An 18,447-nucleotide genomic window follows, 5' to 3' on the forward strand; every position below is an offset into this window, starting at 1 on the left:
GTGTTTTACTATTTATTAAACAAATTCCATAATTTGCAGTCATAAGCCCATTGTTTAAGCAAACAATTATGAAAAAGTTACGTGAATTTATTGAGGTACATGCATTCGGGGTATGCGCTGCAATAGGGGATAAGCTGGGCATAGCTTCCTCCCGTATCAGGATGTGGTTTATCTATATTTCTTTCCTTACCATGGGTTCGCCGGTTATTGTTTATATGGTGCTTGCTTTTTGGCTTAACATGAAGCAGTATATATTGAACGCAAGGAGGAACCCGTTGAGGTATTAGGGAGATAAGACACTAAAATTTAAAAAATTACTAGCCGTTTTGCCAAAGCTGCTTTCCAACCTTTAAGCCGGGCTCAACCACCCTTACATTTTTTTATTGCCAAAAAAACGAAAGCACTTTATGCTTTCTGTCAAATAATTAAAATCCCTAAAAACCTTATCGGGAGCAAGTAATTAGGTGGCTTGGAAACAGTAAAGTGATTTGAAAACCCTTCCTAACCCAAATCCATTTCATAACCTCCATCTAGTAGCCGAATATCGAAGTTTAAACTAAAACCTTGCCGCTACCTGCCTTTAGCTTAATTTTGCATATAATTTAATATTTAAAAATAACCGTGTCAGAAAAGAATTTTATAGATTATATACGCATTTTTTGCCGGAGTGGGCATGGCGGGGCAGGCCAAACGCATTTTATGCGCAATAAACTTACGGCAATGGGTGGCCCTGATGGCGGCGACGGCGGCAGGGGCGCACATATAAAACTTCGTGGCAATTCCAATTTATGGACATTGCTGCACTTGCGCTATTTTAAGAATGTATTGGCCGAAGATGGCACTAATGGTAGCAAAGGCAATTGTACTGGCAAGGATGGGCAAGATATTATCTTGGAAGTACCTTTGGGTACAGTGGCCCGTGACCAAGAAACGGGCGAAATAGAAGCAGAGATATTGGAAGATGGGCAGGAAGTTATTTGGATACGGGGCGGCAGGGGTGGCTTGGGCAATCAGCATTTTGCCACATCTACCAATCAGGTGCCGGAGCATTCGCAACCAGGAGAGCCTGGGTCGGAAGGTTGGAAGAACTTGGAATTGAAAGTGCTGGCCGATGTTGGGCTGGTAGGCTTCCCCAATGCGGGTAAGTCAACTTTGTTGTCTGTCATCACTGCGGCTAAGCCCAAAATAGCCAATTACGCTTTTACTACGCTTGTGCCGCAGCTAGGCATTGTAGAGTATAGGGATGACAAAAGTTTTTGCATAGCCGATTTGCCAGGAATTATTGAAGGAGCGGCAGAAGGCAAGGGGCTAGGGCATCGGTTCTTGCGGCATATTGAGCGTAATTCTTGTTTGTTGTTCTTGATACCAGCCGATAGCAACGACCATAAAAAAGAATTTGCTATTTTATTGAATGAATTAGAGGAATATAACCCTGAATTGTTGCAAAAAGATTTCATCATTGCCATCAGCAAAAGCGATATGCTGGATGATGAACTGAAAGCAGCCATTAGTAAGGAACTACCCACGAATATCCCCCACTATTTCATATCATCTGTTACCAATAAGGGCTTGATGGAACTAAAAGATGCTTTGTGGGAGGTAATGAATAAACCTGTATAGGTATTTTGGTAATTGTATCGAATAGCTTTTAAACCGAATATTTATAAAGGGTTTAGAAGCTATTTTTAATTTATAACTCATTCAAATAAACTATCTGTGTCAATCGTAAATCCCTCAAAAATACTTACGGGTATTGCATCCCCTTTATGATAACTGTTCCTTAAAACATATTTTTCATTTATCAAGTCATACACGCTTACTTGATAATATTCGGGATATACAATCCAATATTCTTTTACGCCATTTTCCTCGTACAAATAATATTTGTCCTTCATTTCTTTGTTGGTGTTGCCTGGGCTAAGTATTTCTATTATCCAATCGGGCGCACCAATGCATCCTCGCTTGTCTAGCTTGGCCAAGTCGCAAACCACACAAATATCTGGCTGCACCACAGAAACAATATCCTTGTTTTTCGTGCTTTTTTTCTTGTTGGTAAGCCTAACGTCAAACGGGGCAGTGTAAGCCTTACACTTTTTATTTTGTAGTTAGTTGCCTATTTGCCTGCTCAAATCAAATGAAATATCCTGGTGGCTGCGCAATGGTGCTGGACTCATCCTGAAAATCCATCCTTTAATCAATTCGACACGCTCTTCAAAATGCCAAGTTAGGTAATCGGCATAAGTATATTGGAGGCTAAAATCGAGTTGGTCTATGTTCGTTATCATGCCTGATTGTTTTTTGTAAAAATAACGAAGAACCTTTAATCGTATTCATTTGAGTTTGACTACCCAACCCCTTATATAAGTCGTTTTTATTGTTAAAATAGAAAGAATTATAATAGCCATTGCCAACAAAAAGGCACTTAACAATTTGGTAACATTGCCCTGCAACGCAATAATAACAAAGGTTTCATATAAACATTGGTAGTAAATAATTCTATTTTATGGCACTTCAAGTATCTTTTCGGGTTACCTTTTATTACCATGGGGTATTAATTTGTAAGCATGCAGGCTTTAAACTAACATCTTCTGTATAACGAATGCGGCCTGCCAATTGAAAAAACTTGCTTTCCATTTGAATTTATTGGGTACTCCTCTGACTGGGACGTTTGTTGTATGAACAAAAATTTTTTTGAAGAATTTTTAAATTGAACAGTTATGAAAAAGCAAAATTTGAACAAAATTGCGAAAAGGTTTTTTGTAGGTAATTTAGTAGCAGCAGCCTTATTCCTTTCTATGCAAGCATCTGCGGCAAACGTAAACCTTGGCACTATTAGCGATAATGAAATACATGCAGATTCATTGAAAGCGAACAAATTGGATGTAAAGTACTTAGGCAATAGCAGCAATGGGCTGGAATTTGATGTACGCTACAACAATGCAAAGGGCAATACATTTTCATTTGTGATTAAAGATGAGAATGGCGAGGTATTGTTTGAAAAAAAATATACTAATAAGGCTTTCTATAAAAAAGTACAATTGCCTAGGATAGATGAGGTAAATAAGTTGAGTTTCAGCATAGTGACGGATAACGATTATACACTGCAAACAAAAGACATCGTAATCAAAACCAAGTACATAGAAGATGTGCTTGTAAAAATAAACTAAACCTTTGGGGCTTTTAAAAATTGGGAGTGATTGGTTTATTAGGGGTAGCTATTTTATAGCTGCCTTTTTTTTCGGTTAATTTTAACCGTTTATATGGATACATTTCTTTTATTTTGCCACACTTGTTCAAAAGCAAGCCGCACATATAACCAGCAGCGAATGAAAAAATTAGTAGCGTCTTTATTTGTTTCCCTTATTGCCATTTCTGCTATCCATGCACAAAGCAAAACAGCCCCGAAAGACTCAGTAAAAATACGCAAGGCCATTACAACAGCACAACCCAAACCAATTGCGCCAGCAAAAGATTGGAGCAAAGTAAACCTAAGCAATAGGCCGGCAGATCATTTCATGGTTCAATATGGGTATGATGGCTGGAGTGGCCGGCCTGATAGTATCCGCACAAAAGGATTTGGCAGGCATTTTAATTTTTATGTAATGTTCGACAAGCCATTTAAAACCAACCTCCATTATAGCGTTGCCTATGGGGCAGGTATTGGGTCTAGCAATATTTTCTTCGATAAAGAAATGGTAAACTTAGCTGGCACAGGAAGCACATTACCTTTTACTGACGGATCCAACGGCGACCATTTCAATAAGTTCAAATTAACTAACATTTACCTGGAAATACCTGCTGAGTTGCGTTTTTACGAAAACCCTGAAAATACAAACAGTGGCTGGAAAGCAGCTTTAGGCATAAAAGTAGGCACATTAATCAAGTCTTATACCAAAGGTAAAAATTGGGAAAATGCTGCTGGGGCTAGTTATTATGGCACAGGGTATATACAAAAAGTAAGCAACAAGCGTTTCATCAATGGCACTAAAGTAGCTGTTAGCGGCCGTGTAGGCTACGGTGTTTTTTCATTGCATGGCGAGTATAATATATTGGGTGTTATCAAGAATGGCTATGGCCCAACCATCAATTCCTATTCTATTGGCATATCTATTGGCGGATTGTGATTTTAAGAAATTTATTTTATAAACCCTGATTGCATTTGCTTTCAGGGTTTTTTTATTTAACCATAAAGACACAAAGGCTCTAAGCAGCAAGAAGTAAATGGAAAAAAGGATAGTGCAGTTCGGCGTAGGGTTGCCAACCTTCAAAAAGTTGGCAACCCTACGCCGAACTGAAAAAAAATATACATGCTTCATTTCTAAACGGATGAAAATACAAGCGTACTTTTGTAAAAAGCAATAAAGAATTTTGATAGAGAAACAAAAAATAAAAGAAGAAGAAAGGGCCATATTGGTAGGTCTTGTTCAACAAGGCCAAACACCCGAGCAGGTAGAAGAATATATGGATGAATTAGCATTTTTGGCAGAAACGGCAGGTGCAGTTACCATCAAGCGGTTTACCCAGAAAATGGAACGGCCAGATAGCAAAACGTTTGTAGGCAAGGGCAAGTTGGAAGAAATAAAAAACTATGTGCAAAGCAAAAATATTGGGCTTGTAATATTTGATGACGAACTCACGGGTTCCCAGATTATCAATATAGAAACAGAAGTAAAAGTAAAAACCATAGACAGGAGCGATTTAATACTGGACATATTTGCCCGTAGGGCAAGGACAGCACAAGCCAAAGTGCAGGTAGAGCTAGCCCAGTACCAATATATACTCCCCCGCTTAAAAGGCATGTGGAAGCACTTGGAAAGGCAAGGTGGGGGCATTGGGTCTCGTGGCCCTGGTGAAACAGAAATAGAAACCGATAGGCGTATTGTAAAAGATAAAATATCCTTGCTGCGCAAACGGTTGGCTGAGATAGACAAGCAAGCATTTACCCAGCGGAAAGAGCGGGGCGAGCTTATCCGAGTGGCATTGGTGGGCTATACCAACGTAGGCAAAAGCACCCTGATGACATTGCTTAGCAAAAGCGAAGTATTTGCCGAGAACAAGCTATTTGCCACGCTAGACACGACCACACGCAAAGTAGTGTTTGAAAACACCCCTTTTCTGTTGAGCGACACTGTTGGTTTTATACGGAAATTGCCGCACCATTTGGTAGAAAGCTTTAAAAGCACATTGGACGAGGTAAGAGAAGCCGATATATTGCTGCATGTGGTTGACACATCTCACATATTATACGAAGACCAAATAGGGGTTGTAAACAAAACCTTGCAAGAACTGAAAGCATTCGACAAGCCGATTATTACCATTTTTAATAAGATGGACTTATATGAAGGGGAATATTTTGACGAATGGCTATCTTCTGAAGTAAAGCAGGATTTACTTTTAGAACTAAAAGAAAAATGGGAGCGGGAAACAAATGGTAATTGTGTATTTATATCAGCTTCTGAGCGAAACAATATTGATTTACTGCGTGAGGTAATAGTAAATAAAGTGAGGGAGATATATGCTGTCCGGTATCCTTACAAGGATACTTTAAATGCTACATTTTAAATTTTGAATAGGAGTATCCTCTACAATACCTTCGACTTATCACTTGCCACTTATGACTTATATATGGTATAAAATAGCAGAAAGTTTAGAAGCGTTGCCTTTTCAAGCCAACAATATGTGCGTAGTAGAAGTTAGCCGCAAAAAAATAACAGTAGCAAGGCACAATGACACACTAGCTGCATTTGCCTATAAATGCCCCCATGCAAGTGGTATAATGGCAGAAGGGTACATAAATGCTTTAGGGCAGGTCGTTTGCCCCCTACACAGATATACCTTTAATATGCAAAATGGGCGCAATACCTCTGGCGAAGGCTATTTTTTAAAGGCATATGTAGTAGAAGAAAGGGCAGATGGGGTGTATATTGGCATGGAAGAAAAAAGTTTTTTCAATTGGGGCTAATTTTTTTTTGCCATTAAATAACATCCCCCTATTTTTGCAACCCCGAAAGGGGCATAGGTACTCCCGAATAGCTCAGTTGGTTAGAGCATCTGACTGTTAATCAGAGGGTCTCTGGTTCAAGTCCAGATTCGGGAGCATTCATTATCAAGCAGTTAGAAACGTATTTCTAACTGCTTTTTTATGTGACCAGAAATGCGACCCGAGCTAAAATTGAAAACTAACTAAAAGAAAATAACTCAAATGATTGTCCTTGCTAACAACTTTATATAAAGAGTTTCTTTATGTGCTGACTAGTTTTTGGTTTGATTTACACTGCCTAGAAATAATTAGCCATCGAAACAAGAATCATTATACTTTAGTAGAAAATAGGATTTGTTTTTTACTCAAGTATATTTAACCCGGATTTTGCAGTTGAAATCTATTGCAAACCCCAACTACTTCAAAGACAAGCATTTGCTTGATTTTTTGGCCTTGCCATAGTACACTATGTTTTCGACCAAAAATTCGGCTCAAATACTTGTCTTTATTGCATTTGAGCCTTTCATAACGAAGTCAATTGCAAAATCCGGGTTTAATTTAGGTTACACTACACTACACGAAACCCATAGAGGCAAAGTTAGTTTTGCGGCACATGTTACAAAAACATATCTGGATAAATATCCATCACTTCAGTTGTGCCTTGATGCTTCTCATTGGTATTGCGTGGCGGAAACAATGCTTGACGACCAATTAGAAGCGGTTGAAAAAGCAATATTGCATGCTAGCCATTTACATTCAAGAGTAGGTTTTACAGAGGGGCCAAAAGTAATGGATCCAAGAGCGCCGGAATGGCAAAGCATAGTACAAACGCATTTGGGTTGGTGGACATCACTCATTAAAAAGAATTAAATTAATGGCATGCCAACAACTATCACAACAGAGTTTGGTCCGTTTCCTTATTTGCAAAATTTGCCTTACACGCAGTTACCTATCTACAGCCAATGGGATGTAAATGTATTTATGATGAATTAATAAAAAATGCATTGTAATAGAAAAATTACGTAATTCTTTTAAAGGGTGCATAAAAGTTTTTTTTAGCTTTTTTTATTAAAAATCAACCTAGCCCAACATTACCACTCCCGAATGACCGGGACAAGCTTTCAAAAGGAAAAGGTAACAGGAACAGGACAAGGGGATAATATTTGCATATTTTTTATAATATATTTTTTATCTTGCTTTTTATTAAAATAGTTTCAGTTTTGCCATTTTTGTGGGATTTTTAAGTTGTTTCTTTTTTTCAAAAATTGTCACCTGCCTTGTAAGCCATTGATTATCAATGATAACACCAAATTTTTATGCGTAATTTGTGCGTATTTGATGCGCATTTCATGCGTAATTTTTGCTTATTTTATGCTCATTTTATGCTCATTTTATGCTTGTTTTTGAGTGATTTGTGCATATTTTATAGACATAAATTCAAGACCAAATTTTGGGACTACAACTATCTTAATATTAGTAAAAAAAGAGCTACGATTGGGATGCCAAGACACTAGTTTTGTAAATAGTTTGTATAAAATGCATTTCTAGCACAAAGATAAAGTTTTTATAGATTGGGGGTATCAGGACAAAGCGAAAAAGTTTTATGCACCCTAAAAATATGGTAGTGGCGTATAATTTCGCATTAGTTAACAAACAGCTTTGCTATAACATACAAATTTCTTTAAAACATTATCCTAAGAATGAAAAAATACAATGAGTTTGTTTTATTAGTTTAAGAGAGTAATGCGAGGATTAATTTCTTAGTGAGGGGAATTAATACTAAGGATTTTAACTTTAGAATTTTATATATAATAGTAGCGTTAACGATTAGCTTATATGAAAAAAACAACGAGATTGTAACGATTCCCGCAGGAAATTTATTAAGCAATGCGGCAATATTTTTTCTCCTGCTTTATGATAACTGGGATGGTATTGCAGCACTTGCCATATGCTTATGCTACCTATATGCCAACCTTTCCAGTACACATATACTCCCAATTTTTCCTGTGTTAATTTATTGTTATGCCATAGGTAACAATTAGGTAATAATTTGATAACACGCCAAAAAGCCTTTGGGTAAAGCAGCAATATAGCTTTGCCGCCGTTAGAAACTGGCCATAAAACCCAGTTTCTAGCAAATGCACTTCAGCATTTAATTATTAACCCACATTGTTATTTATGAAACAACAGTACACAGTTAATGTAAGCCCCCCGCCTTTGGTAAAAGGACGCAGGCAAAAAACAGACAAAAAGTTACTTAAATGGCTGCTGCCAGTAATGGTATTTTTTGCGTTTGTGGTAGGGATGCCTATGGTTAGTTGGGGGCAGACTACCATTTTCTCTGAAAACATGGGTTCTCCTACTGCAACAACTGCTATTATAGCCAATACTTTTCAGAATAGTGGTACGTTAACTTATTCTAATGGTGGTGTAACGAATTCAGCAGATTGTAGAAATACAAACGCCTCTAGTGGATATACAGGTTCATCTGCTAGTGGTAATGTTTTCTTTACAACTGCAACTACACCAATAGGATTTGCAATTGAAGGTATTAATGCTTCCGGGTATACAAGTTTAAGCCTCAAATTTGCGTATCGTAAAGAATCAACTACTGTATTACCAACTTTTACTGTTGATTATTGGGATGGCTCTGCATATCAAAATGTGCCCTTTACATTTAATGAAGCTGCAAATGCCGCAACAGGATGGTATTTAGCCCCTACAATATCTTTACCTTCTGCTGCACAAATAAGTACTTTAAAGTTGCGTTGGACAAAGTCTGGTACTGCAATATCTGTAAGATTAGATGATGTTGTTTTAACTGGAACTGCATCTACCCCAACAATTACTCCCTCTACCAGTTCAATAGCAACAACTACTTATGTTGCAGGTTCTGGTCCAGCAACGGCGAATACGTTTTCGGTTTCAGGTGCTTCATTAACCAGTAGCCCTTTAACTTTTGATAACTTAACCAATTTTGAGGTTTCTACCGATGGTGGAACCACTTTTGGCACCAGCAAAACACTTGCTTTCACTATACCAACACTCGGTTCAACTACTATTAGTGTACGTATGAAATCGGGTCTCTCTGCAACAACTTACAACGAAACATTACATATTTCAGGTGGCGGTGCTACTACGCAGAATATAACTTTGAGTGGCACAGTTACTGCCCCAACGCCAACCATTACACTTACTCCTTCTACCCCTATCACTACTGCTGCCTACACAGTTGGTTCTGGCCCTGGTGCTGCCAGCAGTTTTGCTGCTTCTGGTTCAAACCTTACTAGTAGCCCGCTTACTTTTAATGGCCTTACTAGTTTTGAGGTTTCAACAGATGGTGGCAGCACATATGGCAGTTCAAAAACATTGGCCTTCACTATACCAACTTTGGGTTCTACAACTATCTATGTACGCTTGAAAGCAGGCCTTTCTGCAAATAGCTATAATGAAACATTGAGTATTTCAGGTGGTGGTGCTACCACGCAAACCATTGCTTTGAGTGGAACGGTTAACCCATTGGTTACGCCTTTTGCTTCTGGTAATTTAGCCGCATTGGTAGCTGCTGATAATGGTTCAAGCAATACTACAGTTTCTCTTATTGAAGTTTTAAGTGGAACAGGTTCTCAAAGTTCGCCAGTTTCAAATATTTCTGTTGGGGCAACCGGTGCAAATGCAATTCGTTCCTCCGGTAGTGCATCTTCTACTTTATACCTATCACATAGTAATGATGGTAGATATGCTGTATTCACTGGTCATAATACTACAACTACAGCAGGAAATATTAACACTATTCAGACCAAAGGGGTTGTTACTTTCGACAATGCTAAGAATTTTGCCTTGGCGACTACTTATACGGGAACTGGTACAAATCAGGCTAGGAGTGCAACTACGGTAAATAACTCAACCTATTTTATCGGTGACAATGGTGGTTTTTATAGTAATGGAACTTCTACTGCTAGCCCATCTGGTAATTACAGAGGTGTAAAGGCGTTTGGTGGCACGGTTTATGCATTTTCTGCAAGTGCTACTTCAACTAATACATTAGTTGGAACTATTGCAACTGCAACTGGTGCAACTTACACTAACCTTAGTGCTAATATTCCAAATGCATCTACTCGCCAAGATTTTTATTTGATACAATCTGGTAGCAATGGTTCAACTTATGATGTATTGTATGTTTTGGATGCTACTACTGCTACAGCAGGTACCATTTACAAGTACTCATTGGTTTCTGGTTCTTGGACAGCAAATGGTACATATACAACTTCATTTGGTGGTTTTGGTTTATGCGCCCAAGCATTTGGAGCAGGTGCTAACCTATTTGTATCTACAGGAACAGGTGCTACTGCCGCTAATAGTATCGTTAAATTATACGATGCAGGTGGTTATAACCAATCTATTAATATAACTACAGGCAACAACGTTACTTTATATACAGCTACTTCGCCTGCAACTATTAAAGGTATAGACTTTGCCCCTGCACCTACATTGGTGCAAGACAGCACAGCGCTTACAACCAATATGACTTACACTGTGGGTGCTGCAAACGGTACTCAAACCAATGCTACATTCCGCTTAAATGGATATGGTCTTACATCTGGTGGCACTGTTACTTTCACCCTTGCTTCTAGCAATTTTGATATTTCTACTGCATCAGATTTCAGCACTGCTTTAAGCTCTATCACGCTTTCTTCCAGCAATTTGGCCAATACGCCAATATATGTTAGGCTAAAAAGCGGAAAGACTGTTAACAGCTATACAGATGTGCTTACGATAGCTTCTACGGGTGCTGCTAGCTTAACGGTTAATTTGTCTGCTAGTGTATCGGCAGTAACTAACCCTACTGTTACTACGCAACCTTCTACCACTCCAGCTTCTTATTGCCAAAATACAATAAGCGGTTCGGTAACAGCGCTTACAGTTGCTTCTACCATCCCTGGTTCCGGTACTATTTCAGGTTACCAATGGTATAGCAATGCTGCCAATGCCAATACAGGCGGTACTTTAATTAGTGGTGCTACTGCTGCTAGTTACACGCCTTCTACTGCTACTGCAGGTACTTTATATTACTATTGTGCGGTTATCAACTCTTTTGGCGGTTCTACCAATAGTAATGTTTCTGGGTTAATTACTATTACACTTGCACCAACAGTTACCGTTACAGCAAACCATATTGTACATTACACAGCACAGATGGATACATTTACCGTGGCTGTTTCAGGTACTGGTATTGTAGCTTCTACCTATCAATGGACAAAAAATGGCACACCAGTTACCGTTACAGGTTCAAACGGTGCTAATACGGCTACTTATTCAGAGAATTTAATTACTTGGGCAGACCAAGACAAAATAAACTGTACAGTTACAGCTACCAACGGCTGTGCTGCCGCTGCTACTGTGGCTGATACATTGTTAGTGCCTACTGCTACTGCTTTTGGTACAGGCAACTTGGTTTGCTACCGTGTAAATACAAGTTATGCTACTACCTCCACAAGTGCTGCCACAAGGATATTTATTGATGAATTTAATAAAACTACGGGCAATTTGGTGAGGTCAATCCCTATGCCTTACTCAAAAGGCGTTTGGCCACAAGATGCCAACTATAGCTTAACAGCAAGTGGCACTGCCACATCTGAAGGGTATATGACCTTGTCTTCAGATGGTAAATCTTTAGTTGTGCCTGGCTATAATGCATACGAAGGTAGGACTAGCGTAGCTGGTACTAACCCTGGTGCTTCGCCTACCAATAAAAACGATTTCCGTGTTATAGGCAAAGTTGACTTTACTGGTATTGCGTCTGTGCCTTTTGCAGCCAATTTCTTAGGTGGCAACAATATACGCAGCGTAGCATCGGATGGTACTAGGCTATGGGCGGTGGGTGCCAATGGGTTCTATTATTTTAATGATGTTACAGATAACAGTGCCAACCAATATTCTGGTGTAAATGCTAGGTCGCTCACCATTTTCAATGGTAAGCTATGGGGTGCTTCTGCAGCAACAGGCAATATAGGGATTGATTACTTTGGCGATATATCTTCATTGCGTGATAATGGTACTTTGGGTACTACCTTGGTAGCTGATAGTACTGGTTACGCAAATGCCATGAACCAAACTAAAAGTGCCAGCCCTTACGGCTATACCTTCAACCCAACTGGCGATACCATGTATGTGGCGGATGACGATGCCAATAACTTTGTTACAGGGGCCTCTACTCCAGATGCAAATGGTGGCGGTATTTTGAAATATTATTTTAATAATGCCACAGGCAAATACACCCTTCTAGGCCGTATGGTTATTTCTGGCCTAAACCTTAGGGGTAGGAGTATTGTTGGCGATTTTTCAGGCCAAAAAACAATTTTATATGCCACAACGCTTGGCAACTATTACTCTATTGGTCAGGCCGATCAGGATAGTATTATTAGTTTAACAGACAATGGTGGTTTAAGTGCTACGCTGAATTGGGCTACAAAAACAACACCTTATGCAAACCTTAGGGCTGTTGCATTTGCTCCATCCGCTTCGCAAACACCTTATACGTTTATAAGTTCTAAGTACCATGGCACAACATTCAATAGTACTTTCCCGACCACTATCGCTAATGTTGCTTCTACCAATTCAGGCAACAATTCTTTTGCCTTTGCTGGCAAGTTCATTGGTACAGGTGGTGTTACGGTTACGCCCCCAGTTGGTTTTGAAATTTCTACATCTAGTTCTTTTTCTACCCCATATGCCAACAGCACACCTTACACGGTAACGCAGCAGGATTTGTTTGATACATCTACAAGGTCTGTACAAGTTATCTACGTTAGGTTCAAGCCAACAGTAGGTGGCACTTACGACGATAGCGTAAAGATTACCACAACAGGTGGTGTTACAAAATATGTGCGTGTTACTGGTTATTGCTCTACACCGCAAACCGTTTATTATAAAGGCGGTAGCAATAGCAGCAATATCCTTACTCCATCTTCTTGGACAACCAGTTCTACCCTTATAGGTGGCACATCGCCAGCCACAATGAGCGACTCTAATTATATCTGGAACTTTACGGGTGCTGCAACATTAACGCTGCCAGCCAACTGGTTTTTAGGGTATAATTCATCCATATTGCTTACCAATGGCAAGTTGACTGTACCTAGTACTGCCACCATCAACACAACCACCAACGGCGGCTTGGGTATTGGTATTGGAGCTACTGCCACGCTTGACTGGAAAAACGCGGTAGTACCTGTGTTTACAAGTATTGCCACGGGTAGTACCGTAAGCTATAGCGGCACTATACCACAAACGTTGGCACAAACCACTTACTCTAATCTTTCTTTGAGTGGCGGTTCTGGTGCTGATAAAACAATAACAGGTACTATCGGTATCAATAACAATTTCACCATTGCTGCTGGCACGAATGCTAATGCAGGTACAAATTCTACCGTTTCGTTCAATGGTTCTGGCACAGCACAATCTATTCCTGCCTTGAATTATTGGAACCTTACGCTTTCCAACCCTGCAGGATGTGCCGCTTCTGGTGTAGATTCTGTATATGGTACTGCTTATGTAGAAGAAGGCACATTTACAGTGCCAACTGGTGCAACCCTTTTCTTGTCTGGTTCTGCGGCATCATTGTCAATGTTTTCTTCAAGCCAGCAAGTGATGGTCAATGGTTCGTTCATCAACGGATCTTCTTTGGGTACGGCGTTTACAAGCTTTAATGGTGGTACGCTAACCTTCGGTGCAGGTAGCAACTATTATCATACCGTAAATGGTGGTGCATTGCCATCTGCCACTTGGAACGCATCATCTACTTGTAATATCACAGGGGTTACTAGTACTGCATTGTCCTCTGGCTATACAAGGACATTTGGCAATTTCACTTGGAACTGCCCAAGCCAAACAGTAACACAGGTAATTAATTCCTCTAGTTTTGGTACGTCGGGTACATTAACAATAACCAACACGAATACTGGTTCATTTTCGCTTATCAGTACACTTGGTAGTGTATTGACCAATACCTTTGGCAATATTGTGGTAAGCAGCGGTGGTAAATTGATTGGTGCCACGCCAAATGCTACCTACCCAACCATGCAAGAGAACATAACTGTTCCAGGAAATGTAACGGTAACAGGTACTGGTATATTCGACTTCGCTAGTGCTAGTAACTCGGTATCTAGCCTTGCTTACCCAACCATCCTTAACCTAAGCGGCAATTTGAGTATAGGCGCAAGTGCCAAGTTTTATACAAGCATCGCAAGTACAAATGCCTTTTTGCATGGCAAAGTAGTGTTCCAAAAATCAGGTACACAATTGGTGAACGATTCTGCTACAACTGCAAACAACACCGATATTGATTATATAATCAATTCCGGCAGCACGGTTAAATTAGGTTATGCCCAAACATTAACCTACCGTTCTACAGGTGCTACCGATGCCATCACCAACAATGGCACGATAGATTTGAACGGCAATACGCTTACCTTCAACACCCTTACTGGTTCAGGTAAAATAAAAGGTTCTGCCACTTCTAGTTTGGCTATAAATGGCACGGCAAGTAACACGCTTTCTTTAGACCAAACCACACTTGGAAGCAGCAACTTGCTTAGCAACCTTACGCTTACAAACACAGGCACTACTACCTTGGGCAATTATGTGAGCCTAGTAGGTGTGCTTTTGCCTTCGGCAGGCACTTTTGCAGCAGGCGATAGCTTGCTTACTTTAAAATCAGCTGGCATATTAACCTCTGGTACAGTAGGTCCAGTATTAGGCACTATCACTGGCACAAGGGTTACGGTAGAGCGTTACATACCTAAGGGCTACCGTAGGTACCGCGATTTTGCACCGGGTGTTTACAGGTCAACCAACACCATTTTCAACCAATGGATGGAAGGTGGCAACAACACCACAGGCAACACTGCTACTACTCCTGGCTATGGCATTTTCATCACAGGTGGTACGGCTGTTGCTGGCACAACCAGCACGCCAAACAGCATCAGCACAGACGGGAACGGCTTTGACGTGAGCTCCGGTGCTGTGAAGACCGCTTATACCTTCACAACGGGTAATTGGAACGCTATCCCGAACACAGGCTTGGCTTTGAATCCATTCCAAGGTTTCAGGCTGCTGGTAAGGGGCGACAGGACTTTTAACCTATATGGCACGCCAATAGACAATACCCCTAATGGCTTATTGATGTACAATGCCACCGCGCTGCGTGCAAAAGGTCAGTTGATCACAGGCAGGGTTACGCTCGATTCCACCGGCGTAACAAATATCAATAGTAGAAGCACTAATGTTACTGCTTTTGCAAGCAAGCCTTATGGCTTGACCACAGCAAACGATTCTAGCTTTAACCTAGTGGCTAACCCGTATGTATGCCCTGTGGACTGGAAGATTGTTAGTGACAGTAGTGCCAATATTGAGAATTACTACTATTACCTAGATCCTAATTATGGCACAGCAGGCGGGTACCAAGCCGGCAACCCTACTACTGCCCCTAACTATATTCAGGCAGGGCAGGCTATCTTTATCCAGAACAAGAAAACTGTTTTGCCAGCCAACCCTAAGTTGGTGTTTACAGAGACTTCTAAAGCACCTAGCAGTGCCAAAACATACGTGTTTGGCAGCGGTAGCCTAAGCAAGATGGTGCTTACGCTTTTGAAACAAATAGGCGGTGTGGACACTACTTTCTGGAAAATGGATAAAGCCACATTGGCATTCGATAGCAGCTTTAGCAATAGCTATGATGGAAACATAGATGTACCTAAGTTGCCAAATGCTTCTGACAACCTGTCTATAAAACAAGGCAGCAACAGCCTTAGCATTTACGGACGCAAGCCAGGCACGAAGGACGATATCATTGGCCTGTTGCTTGATGGGTTTTCAAAAGCCAAATACCAGTTGCAAGTAGATGCCACAGCCTACAACGGTGGTGGCTTGACAGCCTTTGTTTATGACAGCTACTTGAAAACAGCCACAGCTTTGCAACCTGCAGTGAACACGATAACATTTACTGCCGACAATGCGGTAGCGGCTAGCTATCAAGATAGGTTCAGTATCGTGTTCAAGCCTACAATTTTGTCTGTTAACAGCATCACGGCTAGTGCAACATTGAAAGATGGCGCAGCAACTGTAAGTTGGAATACAATAGGTGAAAACAAAGTAGCAGGCTACACAGTAGAGAAATCAACAAACGGTGCAGCATACACAAAAATAGCAACAGTAACAGCCAAGAACACGGCCAGTGCTAGTTATAGCGCAGTGGACAACAATGTGGCATCAGGCACAACTTACTACCGCATCAAAGCCACAAGTTTTGATGGCAGCATTGCTTACAGTAATGTAACAAGTGTAACGCTCGCTACTGAAAACTCACAATTCACATTGTATCCTAACCCTGTAATCAACAGCAAACTGAACGTGAAACTGGAGAATGTTAATGCGGGCAAATACACCGTGAGCATTTACAACAGCCTTGGGCAGAAAGTGCATGAGGAAGCAGTAAGCCATAATGGCGGCAGTGCTGTACTTGCATTGAGCATCAACAGCAAGTTGGCAACAGGGATGTACAATATTACCATCGGCTCAGCAAATAGCAAGCAAGTGGTTTATGAAACAAGTGTAACGGTTGAGTAGTCCCCAACCCCTCAAGTGGAGTTTGGAAGCCAGTAATATGGGGATGCTAATAAGGGCAGGGATGGAACTAAAACAATTTTAAGCAACAAACCTCTCAGTCTTTAATCGGAGTTCAAAGTTCTCGTTAGGGGCGGAGGGGTTAAAAAAAAAGCAATTATGCAACAAAATATAAAAGTGTTAAAGCGCATAGGCAGGATTTGTGTAGGCTTAGCATTGCTTATAAGCGTAAGCTTGGCGGTAAATGCACAAACGCCAGCAGATACCCCAGGTGGCCCTGGAGGAGGCGGCGGTGGCGACCAAGGAATCCCAGATGGGCCAGTTGTGCCCCTTGACAGGGACATGAGTATTGCCCTGCTTGCAGCAGGGGTAGCTTATGGCTTTTCCACCTTCACAAAGAGTAAGAGTAGGGTTATTCTTGGTTTTCAATAATAAGCAACATTTTCAGCCTATTAAGAAACTGTTTGAGCCTAGTTTTTAACTAGCTCAAGCAGTTTCTTATATTATAATGAAAAAGATTGGTTATAAAATAAGCAGCATATAAGTTTTTAGAGCAAGTGTTTATAATCAATTTAAACAGCACAATCATTTAATTAGCAATATAAACAATCTACAAATTAATAAACATGAAGAAAATTTCTACCATTTTACTCGTTATTGCATGTTACACCGTTTCTGCCCAAACAACCCTCTTGCACTATTGGAATTTTAATGGGGTGGTCAATAGCTCTGCGCCTTACGATACTGCGCAGTCGGTAATCTTAAAACCAAATTACAGTATTGGCGGGGCTTCTTTAAACTATGCGGGAGCTTATACAGATGGGGTTACGGGTGATACTGTGAACCAAAGGATACCTGTTGCCAATTGGCTAGGCTTGCAGAATGCGTTGCGTTTGCGTGCCACCTATGGACCATTTACCATGTCGTTGCCTACTACTGGCTACAATAATATCGTGGTTAAATATGGCGTGTATAGAAGCACAAGTGGGTCTGCATTTAATACCGTTACTTATACCACTGATGGCGTAAAGTGGGATTCGGCAGGCTTGATTATTACCGTTGGCACTACTGCCCCAACAGTTGACAAAGGCACTTATTTGATTGATGCCGTAGCGTTGCCTACGGAATTAGTTACCTTGGATTTTTCTAAAATTGTGGGCGTAAACAATAACCCTAAGTTTCAGGTGCAGCTAAACTTTGATGCAGCCAACACAAAAGGGAATGACAGATACGATAACATATCCGTAGAGGGTGCAGCGGTTGGTTTACCATTATTGTTGCAATCGTTTAATGGCGGCTTGGTAAACGGCAATGCAAGTTTATGGTGGGAAACATCAAACGAAGTAAACGTAAAATGTTACGAAGTAGAAAAAAGCATAGACACTAAAAGTTATCAATCGTTGGCTATTGTGCCTGCTACAAATGCGGCTGGGCAAAGCAATTATCAATATGCAGATGCTAATGTGAAAGGGGTTGCTTATTACCGCCTTAAAATGATAGACAATAATGGAAGCTATCGGTATAGCCCAGTAGTGCTTGTAAATGGCAACGCTTCGTTGAAGGTCATAAGTTTATTCCCTAATCCTGCAATCAATACAATTACTATAAAACATGGGGCATATCTGGCAGGGGCTAAAATTACAATTTCAAACGAAGAGGGTAAAATTTTAATGTTAGCTAATATACTATCAGGTACCAATCAAACTAATATAGACGTTCACAAGCTAACGAAGGGTACTTATTTTATTGCTACCATCAGTAAAGAAGCGAAACAAGTAGCACAGTTTGTAAAGGAATAAGGCTAGTTACATTAATACTAAGACTATTTTCAAACCCAGGTTTTGCAA

12 protein-coding genes and 1 tRNA gene are annotated in these 18,447 nt (G+C 40.4%); 11 read left to right on the plus strand and 2 right to left on the minus strand.

Annotation, left to right across the window (positions count from 1 at the left end):
• The first annotated feature begins 68 nt into the window (after nt 1-68).
• Entirely contained in the window at nt 69-287 is a 219-nt protein-coding gene (locus ACHFIY_RS13205; RefSeq protein WP_410846576.1) for a PspC domain-containing protein, read from the plus strand.
• Nucleotides 288-621: 334 nt separating this feature from the next.
• Nucleotides 622-1,620, plus strand: coding sequence for a GTPase ObgE (gene obgE / locus ACHFIY_RS13210; RefSeq protein WP_410846577.1), 999 nt, complete (start codon nt 622-624; stop codon nt 1,618-1,620).
• 77 nt (nt 1,621-1,697) lie between these two features.
• Here obgE and ACHFIY_RS13215 read toward each other — a convergent pair whose 3' ends face one another.
• Nucleotides 1,698-2,012, minus strand: a complete 315-nt coding sequence (locus ACHFIY_RS13215; protein ID WP_410846578.1) for a Uma2 family endonuclease — start codon at nt 2,010-2,012, stop codon at nt 1,698-1,700.
• Nucleotides 2,013-2,105: 93 nt separating this feature from the next.
• The gene (locus tag ACHFIY_RS13220; protein ID WP_410846579.1) at nt 2,106-2,285 is read right to left on the minus strand and encodes a hypothetical protein; all 180 of its coding nucleotides are present in this window, start codon (nt 2,283-2,285) and stop codon (nt 2,106-2,108) included.
• Nucleotides 2,286-2,717: 432 nt separating this feature from the next.
• On the opposite strand from ACHFIY_RS13220, the gene ACHFIY_RS13225 reads away from it, so the two are divergent.
• The 9 genes from ACHFIY_RS13225 to ACHFIY_RS13265 all read left to right on the plus strand — a co-directional run bounded on the left by ACHFIY_RS13225 (nt 2,718) and on the right by ACHFIY_RS13265 (nt 18,399).
• A complete protein-coding gene (locus tag ACHFIY_RS13225) occupies nt 2,718-3,167 on the plus strand; it encodes a hypothetical protein (RefSeq protein WP_410846580.1) in 450 nt (149 codons plus the stop codon).
• A gap of 159 nt (nt 3,168-3,326) precedes the next feature.
• A complete protein-coding gene (locus ACHFIY_RS13230; RefSeq protein WP_410846581.1) occupies nt 3,327-4,124 on the plus strand; it encodes a hypothetical protein in 798 nt (265 codons plus the stop codon).
• A gap of 244 nt (nt 4,125-4,368) precedes the next feature.
• On the plus strand, nt 4,369-5,562 hold the full coding sequence (gene hflX / locus ACHFIY_RS13235) for a GTPase HflX (protein WP_410846582.1): 1,194 nt from the start codon (nt 4,369-4,371) through the stop codon (nt 5,560-5,562).
• Between the two features lie 52 nt (nt 5,563-5,614).
• The gene (locus ACHFIY_RS13240) at nt 5,615-5,962 is read left to right on the plus strand and encodes a Rieske (2Fe-2S) protein (protein ID WP_410846583.1); all 348 of its coding nucleotides are present in this window, start codon (nt 5,615-5,617) and stop codon (nt 5,960-5,962) included.
• A 61-nt stretch (nt 5,963-6,023) separates the two neighbouring features.
• Nucleotides 6,024-6,097 (plus strand) — tRNA-Asn (locus ACHFIY_RS13245).
• Between the two features lie 351 nt (nt 6,098-6,448).
• The gene (locus tag ACHFIY_RS13250) at nt 6,449-6,850 is read left to right on the plus strand and encodes a hypothetical protein (RefSeq protein WP_410846584.1); all 402 of its coding nucleotides are present in this window, start codon (nt 6,449-6,451) and stop codon (nt 6,848-6,850) included.
• A 1,308-nt stretch (nt 6,851-8,158) separates the two neighbouring features.
• Nucleotides 8,159-16,603: a beta strand repeat-containing protein gene (locus ACHFIY_RS13255; protein ID WP_410846585.1), complete on the plus strand. Its 8,445-nt coding sequence runs from the start codon at nt 8,159-8,161 to the stop codon at nt 16,601-16,603.
• 156 nt (nt 16,604-16,759) lie between these two features.
• Complete coding sequence (locus ACHFIY_RS13260) at nt 16,760-17,032, plus strand: hypothetical protein (protein ID WP_410846586.1); 273 nt, start codon at nt 16,760-16,762, stop codon at nt 17,030-17,032.
• 194 nt (nt 17,033-17,226) lie between these two features.
• Nucleotides 17,227-18,399 carry a T9SS type A sorting domain-containing protein gene (locus ACHFIY_RS13265; RefSeq protein WP_410846587.1) on the plus strand — a complete coding sequence of 391 codons (1,173 nt, stop codon included), beginning with the start codon at nt 17,227-17,229 and terminating at the stop codon, nt 18,397-18,399.
• The last annotated feature ends 48 nt before the right edge of the window (nt 18,400-18,447 follow it).

The sequence above is a fragment of the Parasediminibacterium schistidii genome (genome assembly GCF_046546515.1).
In the GTDB taxonomy this organism is placed as follows: Bacteria; Bacteroidota; Bacteroidia; order Chitinophagales; family Chitinophagaceae; genus Parasediminibacterium.

Bases quoted from the DNA above. Each gene is read 5' to 3' on its own strand.
- ACHFIY_RS13205 (WP_410846576.1), top strand. From the start codon at position 69: ATGAAAAAGTTACGTGAATTTATTGAGGTACATGCATTCGGGGTATGC.
- ACHFIY_RS13220 (WP_410846579.1), bottom strand. From the start codon at position 2,285: ATGATAACGAACATAGACCAACTCGATTTTAGCCTCCAATATACTTAT.
- ACHFIY_RS13225 (WP_410846580.1), top strand. From the start codon at position 2,718: ATGAAAAAGCAAAATTTGAACAAAATTGCGAAAAGGTTTTTTGTAGGT.
- ACHFIY_RS13230 (WP_410846581.1), top strand. From the start codon at position 3,327: ATGAAAAAATTAGTAGCGTCTTTATTTGTTTCCCTTATTGCCATTTCT.
- ACHFIY_RS13240 (WP_410846583.1), top strand. From the start codon at position 5,615: ATGACTTATATATGGTATAAAATAGCAGAAAGTTTAGAAGCGTTGCCT.
- ACHFIY_RS13250 (WP_410846584.1), top strand. From the start codon at position 6,449: ATGTTTTCGACCAAAAATTCGGCTCAAATACTTGTCTTTATTGCATTT.
- ACHFIY_RS13255 (WP_410846585.1), top strand. From the start codon at position 8,159: ATGAAACAACAGTACACAGTTAATGTAAGCCCCCCGCCTTTGGTAAAA.
- ACHFIY_RS13260 (WP_410846586.1), top strand. From the start codon at position 16,760: ATGCAACAAAATATAAAAGTGTTAAAGCGCATAGGCAGGATTTGTGTA.
- ACHFIY_RS13265 (WP_410846587.1), top strand. From the start codon at position 17,227: ATGAAGAAAATTTCTACCATTTTACTCGTTATTGCATGTTACACCGTT.